Source organism: Aliirhizobium wenxiniae (genome assembly GCF_014201355.1).
GTDB lineage: Bacteria > Pseudomonadota > Alphaproteobacteria > Rhizobiales > Rhizobiaceae > Neorhizobium > Neorhizobium wenxiniae.
This window is the reverse complement of record NZ_JACHEG010000015.1, coordinates 1-20,376: the sequence shown is the minus strand read 5'-3', so window position 1 is coordinate 20,376 and position 20,376 is coordinate 1. Positions and strand designations below refer to the sequence as shown.

Here is a 20,376-nt window from a genome sequence, read left to right as displayed (position 1 = left end):
GAGTTCCGCTCAATCCGGCACGTTCGCCTTTAATTCCTTAAGCCAGACACGGGCATTGCCATCGGATGGCGCTCGCCAATCGCCCCGCGGTGAGAGCGACCCCCCAGACGTCACCTTGGGACCGTTCGGGGAAGCGGAACGCTTGAACTGGCTTGTCGTGAAGAACCGAAACAGAAAGGCCTCCAACCAATGCTTGATGGTCGGAAGGTCAAACTCACGCATCTTAGCTTCAGGGAAATTTGGGGGCCACGCGCCTTGTTGCCGGGAGTGCCAAGCGGAGTAGGCCAGGTAGGCTACCTTGGACGGTTTGAAACCAAAGCGCGTTATGTAATACAGGAAAAAGTCATGCAGGTCGTAGGGACCAATCTTGTCTTCGGTGCTTTGAATCAATCCGTCGTCGTCAGCCGGAACAAGTTCCGGCGAGATCACGGTATCGAGAATGCGGCCGAGCGTCTCGCCCGCCTCATCTTCAAAGAGGTTGGAATTGATCACCCAGCGCACGAGATGCTGGATCAGTGTCTTGGAGACCGACGCATTGACGTTGTAGTGGCTCATCTGGTCGCCGACGCCATAGGTGGACCAGCCCAGGGCGATCTCTGACAGATCACCTGTTCCAAGCACGAGAGCCCCGCGCTGATTGGCGGCTCGAAACAAAAAGTCGGTGCGTAATCCCGCCTGGACGTTCTCGAAGGTCACGTCGTAAACAGGCTCTCCATCGGCGTATGGGTGTTCCAGATCCTTCAGAAGTTGCGTTGCCAACGGCTTGATATCGATCTCGTCCGCGGTGACGCCCAGGCTTCGCATTAGCGCCCACGCGTTGGTCTTTGTCCCATCGCCGGTCGCAAAGCCTGGCATCGTGAACCCAAGAATGTCGGAGCGTGCCCAGCCCAATTGGTCGAAGGCCCGCGCTGCGACGAGAAGGGCGTGCGTCGAGTCCAGTCCGCCCGACACGCCGATGCAAAGTCGCTTGATGCCAGTGGCCTTGAGCCGCTTCATCAGCCCCTGGACCTGAATGTTGAATGTCTCGTAGCAATCCTGGTCGAGGCGGGCCGGATCGGCGGGCACAAATGGATACCGAGCGACAGGTCGAACAAGCTCGATCGTACCTGATGGCGCCTTGAAGTCGAACTCGATGCGGCGAAACGTATTGCCGCCAAGATTCAGTGTCGCCGCGTCATTAAAAGTACCAGTTCGCATGCGCTCGAGCCGCATCCGCTCCAGGTCGATGTCCGCGACACCCATCTGTGGGCCTACAGGAAAGCGCTCGGTCTCAGCCAGCAAGTCTCCAAGCTCATAGATGCAGGCCTGCCCATCCCAGGCAAGATCCGTGGTCGATTCGCCCGGACCTGCAGCCGAGTAGAGATAGGCTGACCAAGTCCGCGCCGATTGCGCCGAGCAGAGCAGCTTGCGTGTATCGGCCTTTCCGACCGTAATATTGCTCGCAGACAAATTGGCAAGCACGAGCGCGCCGGCGAGGGCTCCGAAGTCGCTTGGTGGCGCCGGTGCCCACAGATCTTCGCAGATCTCGACATGAAAAATAAAATCAGCAATGTCTCGCGCCGCAAATTGCAGGTCGACCCCGAACGGTGCTTTCTGGCCGGCGACATTGATTTCGGTATCCCTGATATTGCGGCCAGAAGCAAACCATCGTTTCTCGTAAAACTCACGGTAATTTGGCAGATGGGTCTTTGGCACGACCCCAAGGATTTTTCCGCCGTGAACTGCCAGAGCGCAGTTGAATAGCCGTCCCTCATGCTGTAGCGGGGCGCCGATTAAAAGCACTGGATCAAGGTCCGCGCTTGCCGTGAGAACCGCACCAATTGACCCCTCGACTGCATCGAGGAGAACATCCTGGCCGAGTAGATCGTCGATGGCATAACCGGAGAGGCAGAGTTCAGGGAAAACCATCAGGGCAACGTGATTTTCGTGTCCATGGCGTGCAAGCTCAAGAACGGCCTTGGCGTTGAATTCCGGATCTGCGACCTCGCATGCTGGTGTACAGACGGCACACCGCACAAAGCCATGACTGTAAGGCGACCGAAATTCCATAGGCGATCATCTCCGTAAGCGTTGGTCCGGGATTGAGTTGATACGACCAGACACATGCGAAACCCGCGATCGCTCGCACGGTTCCGCGGAACCGACGACAACCCGTCAAGTTAGAGAACGAGTAACAAGGGATTTGGAAATGCCGCATCTAGTCGAAATCCTGCTTCCGCTGACGAAAACCCTGACGCGCGAAAAGCTTGATACCATTCGCGCCGAACTGACGGATCGGTTTGGCGGTGCGACCCTTCATTCAAATGCTCCGGCAGAGGGTTTGTGGCGCGATGACGGCGACCTCGAGCGGGACCGCATTGTCATTGTCGAAATCATGACAGACACGCTCGACCGTACCTGGTGGGCGCAATTCCGTGAACGGCTGGAAAACCAGCTCTTCGAGGATGAGATCGTCGTTCGTGCGACGGAGATAGAGCGGCTTTAGTGTGTTAGGTGGCTGCAAGCGGTTCACGAACGATCCGACGAATGAGCCATTTCACGGTGCCAGGCGGCCGACGCTAAGATGATCCAGCGCTATCCGCTCGATCCGGTAGAGAGGACAACGATCATTGGATACGGCATTACTAGTAGGATATTTTGCTTCGATCTGCTCGGTGACGAGCTTTGTGCCGCAGGTCTGGAAGGTGATTAAAACCGGTGATACCGCTGCGATCTCCGCACGTATGTACGCATTGACGGTCGTTGGCTTCGCGTTGTGGACAGCTTTCGGCATCCTGAGAACCGAGTGGCCGATCATCCTCACGAATTCGATCTGCTTCTGTCTCTCAGGCTATATCCTCATCCGCAAAATCCGCGCCCATATGCAACGTTAGCCGCGCCTGTAAAGAAAGATCACGGTCACCAAATGAGATTGCAGGACGTGCACTTCGAAGAACTTCTTTCGCGAGTAGGCAGCGCTGAGCCAACAATTAGCGGCAGCTCAGCATCGCTCATCGCTGCCCGGATCGGCGTTGCCATGGTCAGAATGGCTTTTGCGGTCTCGGGCAAACACAGCATCGACAATGACATGGCAATCGAAAAGCTCGATTCGATCTCTGTCCGATTGGTCGATGCAGGTGAGCGGGACCGGGAGGCGGCGCTCACGCTTATTAAAGCTCTCCGCGATGGGACCGACGAAACCGTTCACAATCGCGCGCTCACTGACGCAACGCGGGAGCCGCTAGCGGCAGCTCATCTGCTTGTTGAGCTTCTGGAACACTGCGACGAGGCTGAGCCTGGAATCAGAAAATCCGTGGCGAGCGACTTCTTCGGCGGCGTCGAATTGATCAGCGGGGCTTTTGCTGGGGTAATGATGGCAGTTGAAACCAATCTGCAGCACGAAACGGCGGATGACCTTGGCAACCGAACGCGGCAAAATCGGCGTGAGCTCTATCGACGACATGATGTCGCCGTCGCAGCATTGCGGTGCAGACCACTTGCGCTGGGGCTGCGGCGCTCATGATGCGGGAAGGCCCGCAGCTCTCTTCGTCGAAGCGGCGTTTTCTCCGCCGGTTCATCTTTGCCGCACCAGCCTTTAGAGGCGCAACGATCGCGATCTGACCCGCAATTCTGGTCCTACAAGCGGCCGCCCATCGCTTGAGACCCACTTACTGATGCATGACGAGCATCTTGACGTGAGCCAGATGTGTTTCGAGACTTGGGAGGGTTTCCTTGGCGAATCCTGCGAGCTCCTGATCATCACCGGTCCCCGCATAAGTTCGAAACAAGGCGACGGCCTCCATATGTGCCTGAGCCTGCATGTCGAGATATAGCGCGTCGAAATCCTTGCCTTTCACAGCCTGGAGCTGATCGAGCATTTTTTGATGTTTTGGGGCGAGTTTGAGCGGCTCGGCCGGAGCCGCGTCCTTGGCCGAAAGCGTCGCCTTCAGCTTCTCGCCAGCCTTCTTATGATCGGCGATGATCATGTCAGCTGCCTGCTCGATGCCCTGGTGCTCGGCATTTTGCTTCGCAAGCTCGCTGGAGCGAATTTCGAATTCGTTCGAGGTTGAAACGACTTTAACGAATGTCGCCCGATCCACGACCATCATTGGCGCGGCGTCGCCTGCAGGCTTGGGTTTCATCTCCTGCGCCGCAAGCGGCTGAGTGACGAGCAAGACCGACAGAGCGGTCATCATCAATGTGTACTTTTTCATGAGAGACTCCATTTGGCCGCTGTTCACTTGCGTTTGGCGAAGGCTTTGACAAGGTCCGCATTGGCCGCATCAACGGCATCTTTTGCCTTGTCGATGACCTTGGCCATGCCGAAGAACTCGTGGGTTACCCCCTCGTAGTTGATGAGGTTCACCGAAACGCCAGCCGCTTTCATCTTGTCGGCATAAGCCTGGCCTTCCGAACGGAGGGGGTCGATCTGGGCCGTGATGACAGTTGCAGATGGAAGGCCTCCCAGATCGTCTCGCCCGACGAGGTTGATGCGAGGATCCGAAATCTGGTCCTTCGACTTGAAGACATGCCCGACGAACCACTCCATATCTGCCTTTCCAAGCGGCGAGGCATTGGCATTTTCCTGGTAGGATGGTGTGGTCATATCGTTGCCGGCGATCGGATAGACCAAAAGCTGATGAATCGGCATTGTCGTCTTCTTCGCCTTCGCCATCAAAGCAACATTCGCAGCAAGGTTACCGCCCGCACTTTCTCCGGCCACGGCAATCCGATTTGCATCGCCATTGAGCGTGTGAACGTTTTCGACAGTCCATGTATAAGCCGCCCATGCGTCGTCGTGCTGTGCAGGAAATTTGCTCTCTGGCGCATGGTGATAGTCTGCCGATACCACGATCGCTTTGGCGCCAAGTGCCAGAGCGCGCGGTGTAGCGTCATAGGTGTTGATGTCCGCAACCACCCAGCCACCGCCGTGGAAGTAAAGCACGACGGGGAATGGGCCGTCTCCTTCAGGAATATAGACGCGTGCGGGCAGTGACCCGCCCGCGGTCGGGATGGCGATGTCCTTGGTCGCGACTTTGGCCTCCGGCAGCGCGGAAATTCTCTTGTCGCGCTGGACAGTACGCGCCGCGTCGGCAGCACTTGCTTGAGTGCGGGCGTCCGGCACACTCAAGGTGTGCAGCGGCTTGGCGTCAAGCCCCTTCAGTGCATCAAGCACCGCCTGCATCTGGGGATCGGGTTGCGCTTGCTGAGCATGCGCGACTGCTGATGTGGATGCGATTGCGATAGCCAGTCCGGCGATTCTTAAGGTGTTGAGTGAAACAAGCATGACAGTTCCTGAACGTGAGAGCGGGGGAGCTGGAGACGGAGGCCGGCCTATTGTTTCGGAGGCTCGATCTTCTGCTGATAGGTGCCGACCAGTTCACCCTTGGCCAGCACATGGCCGGAGGCGGCGGCAAGGAACGCGTCGCGGTCAGATGTTGGCGGAATGTCCAGCATCGAGTCCAGCGCTAGGATCTGGAAGTGGTAGTGATGCGCGGGATCGCCGACAGGCGGCTTCGGCCCAAAATAGCCATGCGTGCCGGAACTGTTGCGACCCTGCAGCACGCCTTCTGGTTCCACAAGACGTAGCTGCTCCTGCAGCCCTTCCGGCAGGCTGGTAACGGAGTCCGGAATATTCCACGCCACCCAATGCACGAACGGCTTGATCGGGTGAGAGTCCGGGTCTTCCATGAGGATGGCATAGGAGGCCGCGCCGGGCACACTCTCCCAGCGAAGCGCCGGCGAAACGCCATCGGCGTATTCACTGTGCTTCAACGGGATCGCACCGCTTGTCGCGAAAGCCGTCGACGATATCTTGATTGTGCCCTTGCTTTCGGTTTCCGGCCGATCCTTGGCGAGTGGCACGCCGACAGCTTTGTCGGCCTGCGCCTTCATCGCATCCGCTGGTACAGCTTTGCTGTCAGTCGCTTTCTGGTCATTGCCGGTATAGGCCACGCGATAGATCACGCCGTTGGCATCGTCGGCCATTAGCAGAGAACCATCCTTGGCAACGGCAAGGCCGACAGGACGGGCAAAATGTGTCTTGCCGCCGTCCGTCAGAAAGCCGGTGAGAAAGGGCTCGATCGACTTCGGCGCGCCGTTTTCAAAACGGATACGGACGATCTCATAGCCGGACGCCGGGTTGCGGTTCCATGAACCGCGCATCGTTGCGAAGGCGTCGCCAGCATACTGTGCCGGGAAGGACGTGCCGCTGTAGAACTTCATCTGCATCGGTGCAGCATGAGCTGTATAACCGATCACCATTGGCTGGCTTTGATCGCGCCATTGCTGTTTGGTCAGACCACCGACAGGGGTCGATTGCGGGTAAATATCGCCTTCGCCATACACGTGTGGCCACCCATATTGCTTTCCCTGCTCAAGCTTGTTGAGTTCCTCCGGTTGGATCTCGTCGCCAAGCAGATCAATGCCGTGATCGAGGCCCCAGAGTTCACCGGTTTCACGGTTCCAGTCGAAGCCGATCGTGTTGCGAAGCCCGGAGGCAAAGATCGTGCGACTTTTGCCGTCCGGCGTGGCGCGCAACACCGTCGCATTCTCGGCATTGCTTTCGTTGCAGGCGTTACAGGTCGAACCCACACTGATGTAAAGCATTCCATCAGGACCGAACGCCATAACCCGGTTGGGATGCTGGCCGGAATCTGGGAGATCACCGATGATCATCTCAAGCGGTCCGAGCGTGCCATCCTTCTCTATCTCGGCAACGAAGACTTCCTTGACGGTGACGAGATAAAGCTTGTTGTCCTTGATCGCCAGGCCGTGAGCCTGAGCTCGGGCGGCGACCTGCACGGGCGCCTTGTCAGCCCTGCCATCCCCATCATCGTCTTTCAAAAGCAGGACGTCCCCCTCCTCTCGCCGGCTCACATAGACAAAGCCCTGGTCGGAGACTGCAATGATGCGGCTATTGCCGAGGCCTTGTGCAAACGGTTGGACGGAAAAACCTTCCGGAACCTTGAGCTCGCCAATCCGATCGCTTGTCGGCGCGACCTTGTTGGGTTTGAAGACGTTGGTGGTGATCTGGACTTCCGTCCCGTCCCCCTGCTGCGCTTGCGCCGCCGTCGTGATCCACATCGAAGCGGCCGCAAACATGGCGGCACGTGCTAGTCCAAATTTCATCGAAGTCTCCCATAGGTTTGGCTGGAAACCTTGGAGAGGACCAAATGTTCCGGCTACGCGGAAAACACCTTGCCAAAACACGGATGTAAAAATTCAAGCGACGGCCGTGATTTTCAGAGGAGCGCAATCCGACGTTGCTTTACGTCTTTAAGTAATTAGGCGTGCGTTAGCTGTTTCGTGAGTTGGCGAGGCGCGAAATGCATTCGTCGGATCAGTCGGCTCCGTTGCGCTGCCTAATTTCATTCCAGTCTGCCTAATCTCTGCCCATCTCTGGAACTTCGCGTAGCAAGTTTCGTTTTGACAGGTCGATAGTTTGAGGGAAAAGAAAATGTCTGGTCCAAATGCTCGGTGGGATGAACCGGTAGAAATAGTGTTCCCAAATTCGGGATCGCAGAAAGTCAAAGGGCCGTTCGAAGCCTTGGTGCACCTGACAGAAAATTGGCCTGCTCGACAAGGAGCGGACTTTGTTCGTGCGAGAAGTGCCTGCCGCGGTGCTATTGCCGGTCACCGTTCCATTGACGAAGCTCGCCAAGCATTCGAAGCCGCCGCGGCGGAGGCCCGCAGCCAGTTTGACGTGCGCCGTCATTAGCTGCCGTTCTCTTGAGTGAGTAACTTGCTTGTCACGGCGCGTTGATCACCGCCTTTCGGGCCCGTTCGACCGCTGGCACATCGTTAAACCGAGTGTGCAGGCTGGGCCTCGGGAGCGGAGGCGCTTGGTCCGCCAACGGACAGACTTGTGACCGCTAGTTGTGTGGGCGAACCGTACTTTGTTAATCTGCTCACGTTCAACGAGGCAGCTCTTCTTACATGCAGTACCAACGCCTTCTCGTGCTACTCGATGCATGCGATCCACATCTGCCGGCAAAGCCTCCAAAAGGCGTGGGACTAAAGACCTTAATCGAGGCTCGCGAGCATGGGCTTGTCGAACTTGATGGCGAAATCCGCAGTGCTAAAGTGACCTTGACGCAGATAGGCGTCGAGGTGCGCAAGAAGCTATCCACTCGGGAAACCATTGATGAAGCGGTGCCATCAGCTGCGCTTCGGGAGCGCATCGTCTAGGCGGCTGCTCACTTTAGTTACTCGCGTTGATTGTCTTGATATGCGTCACTAACGAAGTAGACCTTGACCGCCGTCGACCCAAATCGGTGATCCGGTGATATGCCGAGACCTGTCTGATGCTAAGAAAGCAATGACGTCGGCTACGTCTTCGCTGCGCCCCGGACGCCCTCCTGTGATAGGTACTTGACCCTCTGGCCAAACGACCGGAATTGCCGTCTCGTTTTCCCTTCGAAGCTTGGTATTCGTATCGTCGAGAAAATCGAATACGTCATCCAGTCTGGTAATTTCCTGCACGAAATACCGGCGCTGTGCGTAGAGGGGCTTGTCGAATTGAGCGAGCAACATACAGACCTCCTTCGTTGCTCGGTACCGAGCGATGACTGGAAGCCGGCCCCAGATCGGGCCGGCTGATAGCAAGCGTTAATTCTTCTTTTTCGGGTTAGGCGACCTTGCGGTCGGCTTCGAGCCGGAGCGGCTCGCTAGCGGCTGAAGCAACGCCGATTTCGATCTTGCGCGGCTTCATGGCTTCCGGCACCTCGCGCTTCAGAGCAATTGTCAGTAGGCCATTCTTCAGATCGGCCCCTTCCACCCTCACATGATCGGCGAGCTCAAACTTTCGCTCGAAAGAACGACCGGCGATGCCGCGGTGAAGATATTCGCCCTGCAGCTCTTCAGCCTTCCCGCCTTTGATCACCAGGACATTGCGCTCCTGAGTGATATCGAGATCGCCTTCGCCAAAGCCTGCCACCGCCATCGTGATGCGATAGTCGTCTTCACCAGTCTTGACGATGTCATAGGCCGGCCAAGTCTCGATCGCGTTGAGGCGCTGCGTATTGCTGAGCAGATTGAACACGCGGTCGAAGCCGATGCTCGAACGATAGAGCGGGGCAAAATCAAGTTCAGTTCTCATACCATATCCTCCGTAAAGCAACATGGAAGAAAGCGGGGAATCCGCCGCCGGAGCCTGTCGATGTTCTCGGGGACCCCACCCAGCTCCAGCAAGTCCTTCTCAACCTGATTATGAATAGTGCCGAGGCGACACCTTGAGGCCTCGAAGCGGTGATTCGGGTCGGCTGCACGATGGACGAGGAAGACGAAATCGAGGTGATTGTTTCCGATACCGGACAAGGGATAAAGCCGGAACAACTAGACCGTGTTTTCGAGCCGTTCTTCACCACGAAATCCGACGGAATAGGAATGGGTCTTTCCATCTGCCGCTCCATTGTCGAAGCCCATGGAGGGCGGATCTGGGCGACCGCCAATCATCCTCGTGGCAGCGCATTCAGATTTACGCTTTCAAGCTTCAAGGAGACATCCGTTGATCGATGACAGGAAGAACAGGCGGCCAATTGTCATTGTCATCGACGATGATCAAAGCGTTCGCGATGCGCTCAAAGGACTGTTCGAATCCGTTGGTCTGAGCGCTGAGACACATGGCTCGGTCAAAGAGTTCATTGAAGCAGATGATCCTGAAAAGGCCGGGTGTATCGTTCTGGACATACGCCTTCCCGGCCAAAGCGGGCTTGAGTTTCAAGAGGCGTTGGCGAACAGCACTCATCCGCGATCCGTCGTGCTCATCAGTGCGCATGTCGATGTACCGATGGCCGTAAGGGCAATGAAGGCCGGGGCGATAGATGTCCTTACTAAGCCCGTAAGGGAGCAAGATCTGCTGGAGGCCGTCAATCGAGCAATTGCCAATGACGCCTCTCGCCGGGGAGATAGAACTGCCAAAGCTGCTATCCAGTCAAGATACGCTACGCTGACCGAGCGTGAGCGGCAGATTATGAAACTGGTCGTTGCGGGGAAACTGAACAAGCAGATTGCCGGCGAGCTACAGCTCGCGGAACCGACGGTAAAACTCCACAGGGGCCACATGATGAGCAAGATGGCAGCGACCTCAGTTGCGCACTTGGTCAAAATGGCAGATGGCCTGCTGTAGGCTGGGCCCTTAAGGTGCCGGGCTAGTGACGCTTCCGCCACAACGCACGAACCAAAGTTCTTTGGAGCTCTTGCTGACATCTGAACCGCTGACCCTATGCCTCAGGATAAACTAATTGACTGAAATACCCTATATTGCAGACACGACGGGCTGGTAATCGAGACAACCGGAACTGGCGAGGAACGGTTGCGCTTCTTCAAGCGGGGTCATCCTCAAGGTTCGCAGGCCGTGGATCCGTGGAACCTCTTACCTGGTGATCCGTTTTCAGTCGACGAAAGCGATTGAGCAGTCGACCACATCATCATCACAAGATCTCGGTCCTACATGTTTGATTATCGACGCATTGTCGTCATCAGCGACTTTCAGGACGGCGAGTGGAAAACAGCGCAACTGCCCTCGGTTGAAGAATATCGGCAACAGTGGCTCGACGGCTCGCGGGGCAGCATACCCGGGCCGGTGCGTCCAGCAGGCCCCATCCAGGTTGACGGCGGTTATATCGAGAGACTTCCATTGTCAGCCTTACGCGCCGGGCTTGCCGATTGCGCGGAAATCTGGACGCACTGGCGCGGCGACATTCCGCCAGCGGACTGGACCGGTGACAGTCCCCACTTGAAACGGCGGGCATTTAGGATGAACGGTCCAGAAGCGCCGTTCGGGTCCAATGACATGCTTGGGCACATTGCAGCATTCGGACCGCCGGACATTCTTTGCGTTTGGGGGCTTGGTGTGAGCGAAGATATCCTCGACGCATGCAGCGAAAGCTTCAAGATCTACAATTCCATCGATGCGCCGGCGCTGCGCATTCCCTCTGAAGTAAGCCGCCATTTCGATCTGGTGCTAACGGGAGCGGACTGGCAATCGGAGGCAGTCCGTGGCCGACATCCGACAATGATGACAGCAATCATGCCGGTGGGGCCGGAATTTGCCTCGGACACGACGTTCAGGCCGCTCGATCTGCCAAAAACCTACGATGTCGTCTATGTCGCAGCCGCACAGCCCTACAAGCGGCACGACATCCTGTTCGATGCTCTGTCCAGACTACCCCGTTCGGTCAAGGCGTTGTGCGTCTGCGGTTACGGCGAGCTGGTCCCGGAATTTCGCCGGCAGGTCGCCGACAAGGGTGTCGACGTGGATTTCATCGAACCACCGGGCGTACCGTTTGCGGAGGTAAATCGGCTGATGAACTTGTCGCGTATGGGCGTTGTCTGCGGGGTCGACGATGGCGCGCCGGCCATCCTCACCGAGTATATGCTGGCGGGCATTCCAGTTCTAGCCAATAGCGGGCTGAGTTGCGGTCTACAGTACATCACTCCGCAGACCGGACTAACTGCATCGGCCGAAGACTTTCACCTCGCCATATTAGACATTCTGGAAAACCTCGACAGCTTTTCCCCCCGCAACACCGTACTCTCTAACTGGACTTGGCCGCACAGCCAGAAGAAGCTCGCACAACTCGTCTCGCAGAAGCGGCGCGCCAAAAATCCACCTCCGATTTTACTTTAAGCGAAAATCTAATTTCGCCCTTCAAGGAACTTGGCTTCACATTCCTTGTTAGGAGATCAAATCATGGCGAGGTATTCGATGAATCTGCAGAGTTCGTTCACACTGTCCACCATCGCGACCGAACCGGCAGACATCCCACTCATCTGTTTCTCGCATCTCCGATGGGATTTCGTGCTGCAACGACCGCAGCATCTGATGGAGCGATTCTCCACTCAACGTCGGGTTTTCTATTTCGAGGAATTCATTCCGACTGATCATCACCTGCCCTACCTCGAGATCCATCCGTTTGAAAATACCCGTGTCAAAGCAATCCGGCCACGCGTGCCGCATTGGTGGAACGAGCAGGAACGCGAGAACGCCCTGCGCGGCCTTTTGAACGAATTGGTCGAGCTACACCGCGCCGAACGGCCGATTCTGTGGTTCTACACGCCGCTTATGTTCGGTTTTGCGAAACATGTCGATGCGACTGCTGTGATTTACGACTGCATGGACGAACTGGCGAATTTCAAATTCGCGCCTGCAAGCCTCAAGGATGCGGAAGCGGCCCTGTTGGCACGGGCAGACGCGGTCTTCACCGGCGGCGTCAGTCTCTATGAGGCCAAGAAGCACCTGCATGACAACATCCACGCTTTTCCCTCAAGCGTCGATATAAACCACTTCGGTACCGCTCGCATTATCGACGCTGAACCATCGGATCAGGCATCCATACCCCGTCCGCGGCTTGGCTATTACGGCGTTATAGACGAGCGTCTCGATCTCGATCTGATCCGCATGCTGGCGGCCGCGTCTCCCGATAAATCGTTCGTATTCGTCGGACCTGTCGTGAAGATTTTACCGGCGGAACTGCCGCGCGCCGCCAATATCCATTACCTCGGTCAGAAGTCTTATGCCGATTTGCCCGGTTATCTCGCGGGTTGGGACGCGGCCCTGATGCCATTTGCGCTCAACGAGGCGACCCGTTTTATCAGCCCTACCAAAACGCCGGAATACCTTGCCGCAGGCCGACCTGTTGTCAGCACTCGCATCAGGGATGTGGAGCGCACTTATGCCAACATCCCGGGCGTTTTTCTGGTAGACGACGCTGATGAATTTGCAAAGGCCTGCGATGGGGCGCTGGACCTGATACGATCCGGCACACTCTGGCGCGACGATGTCGATAAATACCTCGCAACGTCGTCCTGGGATACAACGTTCAAGAACATGTCGCTGATCGTGGAGCAAGCTGGCGCGCGCAGGCAGATGCCGGCGGATAGACAGTTTCCTCGCACTACCCGTTTAGGGTCCATGGCTTACGACTACCTGATAGTTGGTGCGGGTTTTGCAGGCTCGGTGCTAGCTGAACGGTTGGCGTCCGAGAGTGATCTTAAAGTGCTCGTCTGCGATCGTCGGCCGCACATCGCAGGCAATGCCTATGACTACCATGACGCTGCAGGCATTCTCGTACACAAATACGGCCCGCATATCTTTCATACCAACAGTGACGACGTATTTTCCTACCTGTCTCGCTTCACCGCGTGGAGACCCTATGAACATCGGGTCCTGTCTCAGGTCGGCAATTTGCGCCTGCCCGTTCCGATCAATCGTACGACGTTGAACGCGCTCTACGGCGTCGATCTTAGGTCGGAGGCAGACGCCGCTCGCTTCCTCTCGGAACGCGCGCGACCTTGCGACCCAATTCTGACATCGCGCGACGTAGTGATTTCGCAGATAGGTCCGGACCTCTACAAGACATTTTTCGAAGGCTACACCCGCAAGCAGTGGGGTCTCGATCCGTCCGAACTAGATCGTTCCGTGACGGCTCGCGTACCGACCCGCGCCAACGAGGACGACCGGTATTTCCTCGATGCCTTTCAGGCGATGCCTCTTGAGGGTTACACACGGATGTTTCAACGGATGCTTGATCACGAGAATATAACGGTCATGGTCGGTACCGAGTTCGCCGATCTCGATCGCAAGGGCCTGGCGAGACATACCATCTTTACCGGCCCGATCGACGAATATTTCGACCATCGTCTCGGAAGCCTGCCCTACCGCAGTCTAGAATTTCGCCACGAAACACATGACGTCCGGCGCATGTTTCCGGTCGGGGTCATCAACTATCCGTCCGAGGATGTGCCATTTACCCGCGTTACGGAATACAAGCACCTAACCGGCCAAGTTCATCCTGAAACCAGCATCAGCTATGAATATTCCCGGGCCGATGGCGACCCCTACTACCCGATCCCCCGTGCCGAAAATCAGGCGCTTTACAAGCAGTATGAGGCACTGGCCCGCGAGCACGACGATGTGACGTTCGTGGGACGCCTCGGTACCTACAAATATTACAATATGGATCAGGTGGTCGGACAGGCGCTCGCTACTTACCGCCGCCTTGTTGCAAAGCGCGGCGTAACCGGCAAACTGGCGGACGCCTCGGGTGGGTGATCGTCAGCGCATCCTCCTTGCGACCGACAGTCTCAACCCGTCCGGCATGGGAGAACACATTCTGGCGCTCGGGCAAATTTTGGCCGCGCGCTACGATATCACCATATCGCTGGTCTCCCAGGATAGGACGGGGCTGTTGCCACGTGCCGCACGTGCTGGCATCGCCATCAAGATCTCGCCTGATCTCGATGAGTTCAGCGACTGGCTGCCGCGGGCCGGAATCGATCTCCTGCACATCCATGCCGGCATAGGCTGGGAGGGCCACGGTCTTGCGATGGCCGGCACGGCTCACGGTATCCCGGTCATGCGCACGGATCATCTCCCGTATCTGCTGACAGATCCGGCGCAACAGGCGCTCTACAAGCATGAGGCCCGTAACGTTACGCATCATATCCTCGTCTCGGAGGCGTCGCGTCAAAGCTTCGACGGGCATATCGCGCCGGAAAAGCTAAGCGTGGTGCTTAACGGCGTTCATCCGCTCGAGCCGACGAAGTCCGTCTCTGACACCAGGCGGACATTGGGCATCTGCGATGAGGCTCTGCTCGTCACCGTCGCCCGTTTTACCGCTCAGAAAGATCACGAGACGCTAGTCCGGGCGTTGTCCGAAGTGTTGGAAACCTATCCGGCAATAAAGCTGCTTCTTATCGGGTCGGGTGAAGAGCAGCCGCGCATCGAAGCCCTGTCGGACGAACTTGCAATCAGCAACAATATCCGCTTCCTCGGCCAGCGCACGGACGTCAACGAGATCCTGGCAGCGGCCGACCTCTTTGTTCTACCGTCGCGCTTCGAAGGCCTTCCGCTTGCAGTTCTTGAGGCAATGTCGCTCGGTGTGCCGGTGATCGCAACCAGCATTGGCGGAACGGTCGAGGCTCTTGGCGACAATCATCCTTATTATGCCGAACCGGGAAATCCCAACTCGCTTGCTGCCACAATCGGTCGGGCGCTGAGCGATCCCACCCGAATGGCCGAGGCTGGGACGGCAGGCCGCGAACGTCTTAATAACCATTTTTCAGCCGAGCGAATGGCTGCCGAAACGGGTGCTATCTACGACCGGCTTCTTCCTATTCCAGGCAAGTACAGACAAAGGAACGGCTCCATGCATAAGACACGTCTGGCCTTTATAGGCGCCGGCGGGATAGCCCGGCGCCACCTCGATATCCTCGCGGGATTCAATGATGTCGAGCTTGTCGGCTTTGCAGATCCCGATCTCGACCGCGCCGACGAAGCTGCCAAGCGCTTCGGTGCAAAATCTTTCGCGCACCACCGAGACATGCTGGATGCGGTGCGACCAGACGCCGTCTATGTCTGTGTGCCACCGTTCGCTCATGGTGAGCCGGAACGGGATCTGATCGAACGCGGCATTCCCTTTTTTGTGGAGAAGCCAGTATCCCTCGACCTCGCGATAGCGGAAGAAATCGCCGAAGCCGTCGTGGCGAAGAGCCTTGTCACCGGCGTCGGTTATCATTGGCGCTATCTCGATATCGTCGACGAGGCGCGCGCGCTTTTGGCCGAAAATCCAGCGCAGCTTCTTTCCGGCTACTGGCTGGATTCGACTCCGCCGCCGCAGTGGTGGTGGAAGCAGGACAAGTCCGGCGGCCAGATGATCGAGCAGACGACGCATCTCCTGGACCTCGTCCGTTTTCTGGTGGGCGAAGTCACGGAAGTCTACGGACGTGTCGGACACAAGGATCGCGAGGAGTTTCCCGGGCTCGACGTCCCGACGGTGACCACCGCAAACCTGACATTCGAAACCGGCGTCGTTGCCAACATCGCCTCAACCTGCCTGCTCGGCTGGAACCACAGGGTCGGCCTGCACATCTTTGCCGACAAGCTCGCGATCGAGTTAACCGACCGCGACATCATGGTGGATGTTGGTCGCGGCCGGCCGGTGCGCGGCGCGGATGGTGATCCGGTGTGGCGGGAGGATCGCGACTTCATCGATGCCGTGCGCGGCGGTGAAAATCGCATTCGCTGCCCCTATGGCGAGGCGCTTGCCACCCATCGCCTGGCGCTTGCGGTAATGTCATCGGCACAGGTCGGCGAGCCGGTCCGGCTCGACCCTCCACAGTTGAGGCGGGTGGAACCGGCTCCGCTCACGTTTCAGCCGCGACCAGAGGCTCCGCAGGGCATGCCGCCGGGCCATCGCAAGATCAGGTCTCTCGGGGTCGAGGCGCCCGGTCGACCCTATCTGTTCGAATACGAGGAAGGCCCTCCCGGCGAGGGGCAGATACGGCTTGACACACTTTATACGGGTCTTTCGGCAGGCACCGAGATGACCTTCCTCAAGAACACCAATCCTTATTTCCGCTCCCGTTTCGATAGCGAGCGCGGCGTATTTATCGAGAACGAGCCGGACCTGCATTATCCCGTGCCATTCCTTGGCTATATGGAAGTCGCTCGCGTGTCGGAATCTCGTGCGCATGGGTTCTTGGAAGGCGAAATCGTCGCGACGACCTATGCACACAAGACCGGACATACTGCGAATCCCTTCCATGACCTGCTCGTGCCGCTGCCGCCGCAGATCGATCCATTGCTCGGCGTGCTGGTCGCGCAGATGGGGCCGATTGCCGCGAACGGCATCCTTCACGCGGATGCCGACGCATTTGGCGCCCATGTGCCGTCACTCGGCGCCGGCCTGCAGGACCGGCCTGTTATCGTTATCGGTGCGGGTGTCGTCGGGTTGATGACCGCACTATTTGCCCGTTCGCTTGGAGCCTCTGAAGTGGTGATCACCGACCCATCCGAGTTTCGCCGTAGCAAGGCGGAAGCAATGGGCTTGACCGCCATGACGGAAGACCACGTGTGGCAGCACGCCAAGGCCCGTTGGCATGACGGGCTGGGTCGCGGAGCAGAGTTTGTGTTCCAGACGCGCGCCCATTCCGGCAGTCTTCATACGGCGTTGAAAGCACTGAGACCTCAGGGCACCGTTATCGACCTTGCCTTTTACCAAGGTGGCGCCGATGCGCTAAGGCTGGGCGAGGAGTTTCACCACAACGGCCTCAACATCCGCTGCGCCCAGATCAACCGTGTACCACGTGGACTGACGGGGTCGTGGAACCGCCGCCGGCTGGCGTTGGCCACCATTGATCTGCTAATTGCGGACGGCGCCACGATCCGCGAGCATATGGTGACGCATGTCGTGCCGATTGAAGACGCTCCGGTCTTCCTCGCGGAGCTAGTCGAAAACCGCCCAGACTTTCTTCAGGTCGTGTTCCAGGTGAGCGAATGACAGCGGAACCCGCGCCTATCCGGATCCTTTTCGTCTTCGCATGGCTCGTGGTCGGCGGTGAGGAAACCGAGGTCCGGTTGCTGGCGAAGAACCTCGATCCGCGGCGGTATCGTATCGATGTCGTGGCGTGCTTTCGCAAGTCGGGCATGCCGCAACAGACCCACGAACAACTCCGCGCACTCGGGGTAGATGTGGATACGACCCCTTACGACCTCTCATTTGAGGACACCGTCGGTTATCTTGCATCTAAGGTTCCGGCATACGACATTGTCGTTTCCTGCCAGAATGTCGCGGATATCTATCCGGCATTGGAACGCCTGCACCTGCGTCCGCCACTGATCGAACACGGTGGCCTGGTTTCCGAAGCTCTTGCCGGCCCAAAACATCTGACCAGCCGTTATGTCGGCGTCTGCCGCTCGATACGCGATGCTGCCGCATCTCTCATGCCGGGCCGCGAGCAACATGCGATCGAAATCCCGTCCATGGTGGATCTTGCCTCGTTCGACCCGGCACGGCGGGCTGACAAGCGGGCAAGCATCGGCATCGCAGAAGACCAAGTTCTGATCGGCTGGGTTGGCCGTCTCGATCCGAAGAAAAACGTAGAGCAGTTCCTCGAGGCTGCATCGATGATCTGCACCATCCACAAAGGGGCGCGGTTCGTTGTTGTCGGCGGGCCGGACGCGTTCGTGCCGGACTATGCCGACCGGTTAAAGGCGCTGGCCAGCCAGTACGGTCTCGGGAACCGGCTGCAATTCCTTGGCGACCGCAAGGATATTCCTGATCTATTGTCCGCTTTCGACATATTTGTCTGGCTGTCGCGTGGAGAAGGCATGCCGCATGTGATCGCGGAAGCGGGAGCTGCCGCCCTTCCCGTCATCGCCACGCCGGACAACGGCGCCATGCAGCAGATCGAGGACGGCATATCCGGCCTGTTCGTGCCTTATGACGATCCGCTCGCGGTGTCCCGCGCGTTGGGCGACCTGATAACCAGTCCCGAACGCCGACGCGTACTTGGGACTGCGCTGCGGCAGAAGGTCGAGACCGCCTATTCTGTGGAAGCAGTGCTGCCGCAATGGCAAAACTTGTTCAGCGACACTCTGAGTGAGCGCAAGTCAGCCGCTCCAACCGGCGTGTTCCGCTCCTTTCTTCAGGGCGGCTTCGAGTGTTCGACGCATCGGCTTCGCCCGGGCGCTGGCGAGGCTTTGGGCCGTCGCCTCGACATAATCGATGCGGTCGGTCACGACCGGCATGCGGCGCAGGATTATCGGCAACTGGCCGGCCTTGGTATTCGCACGGTACGAGACGGTTTCCGATGGCACTTGATAGACAAATCCAGCGGTTATGACTGGTCCAGCATACGCCCGATGCTGCGCGCCGCGACCGAGACCGGCGCGCAGGTCGTCTGGGACTTATTGCATTACGGCTGGCCGGACGACCTCGACATCTGGTCGCCCGGCTTCGTAGACCGGTTTGCCAGATACGCCGGCGCTTGCGCAACCACGGTAAGGGAAGAGAGCGACGCCGTTCCCTTCTATTGCCCGGTCAACGAAATTTCGTTCTTCTCCTGGGGCGGCGGCGATGCGGGCTACCTAAACCCGTTTGCCAATGGTCGCGGCTTCGAGCTGAAGGTGCAACTGGCCCGAGCGGCAATCGCTGCCATGGAGGCGATCCTGCATGTCGAACCCCGGGCACGCTTCGTGCATTGCGATCCGGTCATCAACGTCATCACCGATCCCTTGCGCCCATGGGAGCGCGGTCATGCGGAAGGCCACCGGCAATCCCAGTTCCAGGGCTGGGATCTGATCGCCGGCCGGATCTGGCCGCAGATCGGCGGTGATGAGCGATATCTCGACATCATAGGTGTGAACTATTATTTCAACAACCAGTGGATCCACGGCGGCCCGCCGATCGACATCGGCCACCCGCTCTATAAGCCCTTCTCCAAAATCCTCTTCGAGACTTATGCGCGCTATGGCCGGCCGCTGCTAGTTGCGGAAACGGGCATCGAGGACGAACGACGAGCGCCTTGGTTCTCTTATGTTTCAGGCGAAGTGCAAGTAGCTATCAAATCTGGCGTGCCGATGGAGGGCCTCTGCCTCTATCCGATCGTCAACCATCCAGGGTGGGACGACGGCCGTGCCTGCGCAAACGGCTTGCTGTCTGCCGAAATTACATCTTCTGGCAGAGAGGTATATCAACCCCTGCAGAGCGTGTTGGTTGACAGTTCCTATTTCGATTCGGTCTGATTTCTGGCGCCCGCTTCAAGCCGCAACTCCTTCATTTCATTCGCACGAAAACGAACAGCATCTCACAGAGCGCCATCGCCGCGCCGTATGAGACGCTTTATTCATCACAGATCTGAAGGCTCAGATACTTGATGTACGAGTGGCAAAAGTCACAGGGGCGTCGAGGGTAGATGATCGCCTAATCGATCGAGCAGGCATTTGAACCTTGCTCCGCCCATCCGATCAACGTGTATAAGGTTGGTCCAAGATGGGCTCTGCTCTTGAGCGGGGTCGAACCTACGGCCCCGCGGTTGTTCCGCGTCGATCTCATCCGAACTGCTAGAGACGTCAGAGACTTAGAAATCCTCGTCCTCGGTCGCCAGTGCCTTGCCAATGACATTGGAGGGGCGTCTCGAGTTGCTGATAGCTGTCGTCCTCGTACATCGTCTCTCGTCTCGCTGCAAAAGTCTGGATTCAATTGAGGAATGGCCAGTCATCCAGGTCACGACTGATAGATCTGACGAACTCTTTCGTGAAAATTGGATGGAATTGGATGGATAAATAGTGCATGACAGCGCCTTAAAAATTGGATGGGAATGGATGCGCAAATGGAATTTCTAAATACGGCGACCGTCCGGATCACGCCTGAAATTCTGTCGCTGATCGCCGAAATTGACGAATTCAAGGGTGCTTGGCGTGCGATCGGCCGGATTGCGCCTGAGCGGCTGTCCGGCCTCCGGCGTGTCGCCACGATCGAAAGCGTCGGTTCCTCCACCCGTATCGAAGGGGCACGCCTCACCGATCGAGAGGTCGAAAAGCTGCTGGCAAACATTCGCCTGGGGTCGTTTACGACACGCGACGAGCAAGAGGTTGCCGGCTATGCGGAG

17 protein-coding genes and 2 pseudogenes are annotated in these 20,376 nt (G+C 57.8%); 12 read left to right on the top strand and 7 right to left on the bottom strand.

What is annotated here, in order from left to right; translation table 11 throughout:
• Positions 1-9: 9 nt before the first annotated feature.
• On the bottom strand, positions 10-2,049 hold the full coding sequence (locus tag HNQ72_RS29125; protein ID WP_183997989.1) for an NAD(+) synthase: 2,040 nt from the start codon (positions 2,047-2,049) through the stop codon (positions 10-12).
• Positions 2,050-2,188: 139 nt separating this feature from the next.
• On the opposite strand from HNQ72_RS29125, the gene HNQ72_RS29120 reads away from it, so the two are divergent.
• On the top strand, positions 2,189-2,485 hold the full coding sequence (locus tag HNQ72_RS29120; RefSeq protein ID WP_183997987.1) for a hypothetical protein: 297 nt from the start codon (positions 2,189-2,191) through the stop codon (positions 2,483-2,485).
• A gap of 51 nt (positions 2,486-2,536) precedes the next feature.
• Here HNQ72_RS29120 and HNQ72_RS31210 read toward each other — a convergent pair whose 3' ends face one another.
• A complete protein-coding gene (locus tag HNQ72_RS31210; RefSeq protein WP_244654636.1) occupies positions 2,537-2,773 on the bottom strand; it encodes a hypothetical protein in 237 nt (78 codons plus the stop codon).
• Between HNQ72_RS31210 and HNQ72_RS29115 the strand changes: the two genes are divergently transcribed.
• On the top strand, positions 2,685-2,873 hold the full coding sequence (locus tag HNQ72_RS29115; RefSeq protein WP_244654635.1) for a SemiSWEET family sugar transporter: 189 nt from the start codon (positions 2,685-2,687) through the stop codon (positions 2,871-2,873). The genes HNQ72_RS31210 and HNQ72_RS29115 overlap by 89 nt on opposite strands.
• Complete coding sequence (locus HNQ72_RS29110) at positions 2,786-3,502, top strand: cyclodeaminase/cyclohydrolase family protein (protein ID WP_244654633.1); 717 nt, start codon at positions 2,786-2,788, stop codon at positions 3,500-3,502. Before HNQ72_RS29115 ends, HNQ72_RS29110 begins: the two co-directional genes overlap by 88 nt.
• A 145-nt stretch (positions 3,503-3,647) precedes the next feature.
• On the opposite strand, the gene HNQ72_RS29105 is transcribed toward HNQ72_RS29110, so the two are convergent.
• The 3 genes from HNQ72_RS29105 to HNQ72_RS29095 are packed head-to-tail and all read right to left on the bottom strand — an operon-like array spanning position 3,648 to position 7,110.
• Positions 3,648-4,193: a DUF4142 domain-containing protein gene (locus HNQ72_RS29105; protein WP_183997981.1), complete on the bottom strand. Its 546-nt coding sequence runs from the start codon at positions 4,191-4,193 to the stop codon at positions 3,648-3,650.
• Between the two features lie 23 nt (positions 4,194-4,216).
• Positions 4,217-5,266 carry an alpha/beta hydrolase gene (locus tag HNQ72_RS29100; RefSeq protein WP_183997979.1) on the bottom strand — a complete coding sequence of 350 codons (1,050 nt, stop codon included), beginning with the start codon at positions 5,264-5,266 and terminating at the stop codon, positions 4,217-4,219.
• A gap of 47 nt (positions 5,267-5,313) precedes the next feature.
• The gene (locus HNQ72_RS29095; protein ID WP_210319754.1) at positions 5,314-7,110 is read right to left on the bottom strand and encodes a YbhB/YbcL family Raf kinase inhibitor-like protein; all 1,797 of its coding nucleotides are present in this window, start codon (positions 7,108-7,110) and stop codon (positions 5,314-5,316) included.
• Positions 7,111-7,438: 328 nt separating this feature from the next.
• On the opposite strand from HNQ72_RS29095, the gene HNQ72_RS29090 reads away from it, so the two are divergent.
• Positions 7,439-7,699 carry a DUF982 domain-containing protein gene (locus HNQ72_RS29090; RefSeq protein WP_183997977.1) on the top strand — a complete coding sequence of 87 codons (261 nt, stop codon included), beginning with the start codon at positions 7,439-7,441 and terminating at the stop codon, positions 7,697-7,699.
• Between the two features lie 218 nt (positions 7,700-7,917).
• On the top strand, positions 7,918-8,169 hold the full coding sequence (locus HNQ72_RS29085) for a hypothetical protein (protein WP_183997975.1): 252 nt from the start codon (positions 7,918-7,920) through the stop codon (positions 8,167-8,169).
• Positions 8,170-8,217: 48 nt separating this feature from the next.
• On the opposite strand, the pseudogene HNQ72_RS29080 reads toward HNQ72_RS29085, so the two are convergent.
• Together HNQ72_RS29080 and HNQ72_RS29075 are read right to left on the bottom strand one after the other, a co-directional pair.
• Positions 8,218-8,412: pseudogene (locus tag HNQ72_RS29080) on the bottom strand (SDR family oxidoreductase); the annotation flags it as partial.
• A 196-nt stretch (positions 8,413-8,608) separates the two neighbouring features.
• A complete protein-coding gene (locus tag HNQ72_RS29075) occupies positions 8,609-9,079 on the bottom strand; it encodes an Hsp20 family protein (protein WP_183997973.1) in 471 nt (156 codons plus the stop codon).
• Positions 9,080-9,228: 149 nt separating this feature from the next.
• Here HNQ72_RS29075 and HNQ72_RS29070 point away from each other — a divergent pair, with 149 nt between their 5' ends.
• The 7 genes and pseudogenes from HNQ72_RS29070 to HNQ72_RS30830 form a co-directional block, all read left to right on the top strand.
• Positions 9,229-9,498, top strand: a complete 270-nt coding sequence (locus HNQ72_RS29070; RefSeq protein WP_343061664.1) for an ATP-binding protein — start codon at positions 9,229-9,231, stop codon at positions 9,496-9,498.
• A complete protein-coding gene (locus HNQ72_RS29065) occupies positions 9,488-10,108 on the top strand; it encodes a response regulator transcription factor (RefSeq protein WP_183997971.1) in 621 nt (206 codons plus the stop codon). Before HNQ72_RS29070 ends, HNQ72_RS29065 begins: the two co-directional genes overlap by 11 nt.
• A 324-nt stretch (positions 10,109-10,432) precedes the next feature.
• Complete coding sequence (locus tag HNQ72_RS29060) at positions 10,433-11,611, top strand: glycosyltransferase (RefSeq protein WP_183997969.1); 1,179 nt, start codon at positions 10,433-10,435, stop codon at positions 11,609-11,611.
• Between the two features lie 78 nt (positions 11,612-11,689).
• Positions 11,690-14,035, top strand: coding sequence for a UDP-galactopyranose mutase (gene glf / locus HNQ72_RS29055; RefSeq protein ID WP_210319759.1), 2,346 nt, complete (start codon positions 11,690-11,692; stop codon positions 14,033-14,035).
• A complete protein-coding gene (locus HNQ72_RS29050; RefSeq protein WP_183997967.1) occupies positions 14,028-17,264 on the top strand; it encodes a glycosyltransferase in 3,237 nt (1,078 codons plus the stop codon). Before glf ends, HNQ72_RS29050 begins: the two co-directional genes overlap by 8 nt.
• Positions 17,261-19,510 (top strand): glycosyltransferase family 4 protein, encoded by a 2,250-nt coding sequence (locus HNQ72_RS29045; protein WP_183997965.1) that lies wholly within the window; start codon positions 17,261-17,263, stop codon positions 19,508-19,510. Before HNQ72_RS29050 ends, HNQ72_RS29045 begins: the two co-directional genes overlap by 4 nt.
• 587 nt (positions 19,511-20,097) lie before the next feature.
• Positions 20,098-20,376 (top strand): annotated as a pseudogene (locus tag HNQ72_RS30830) (Fic family protein); the annotation flags it as partial.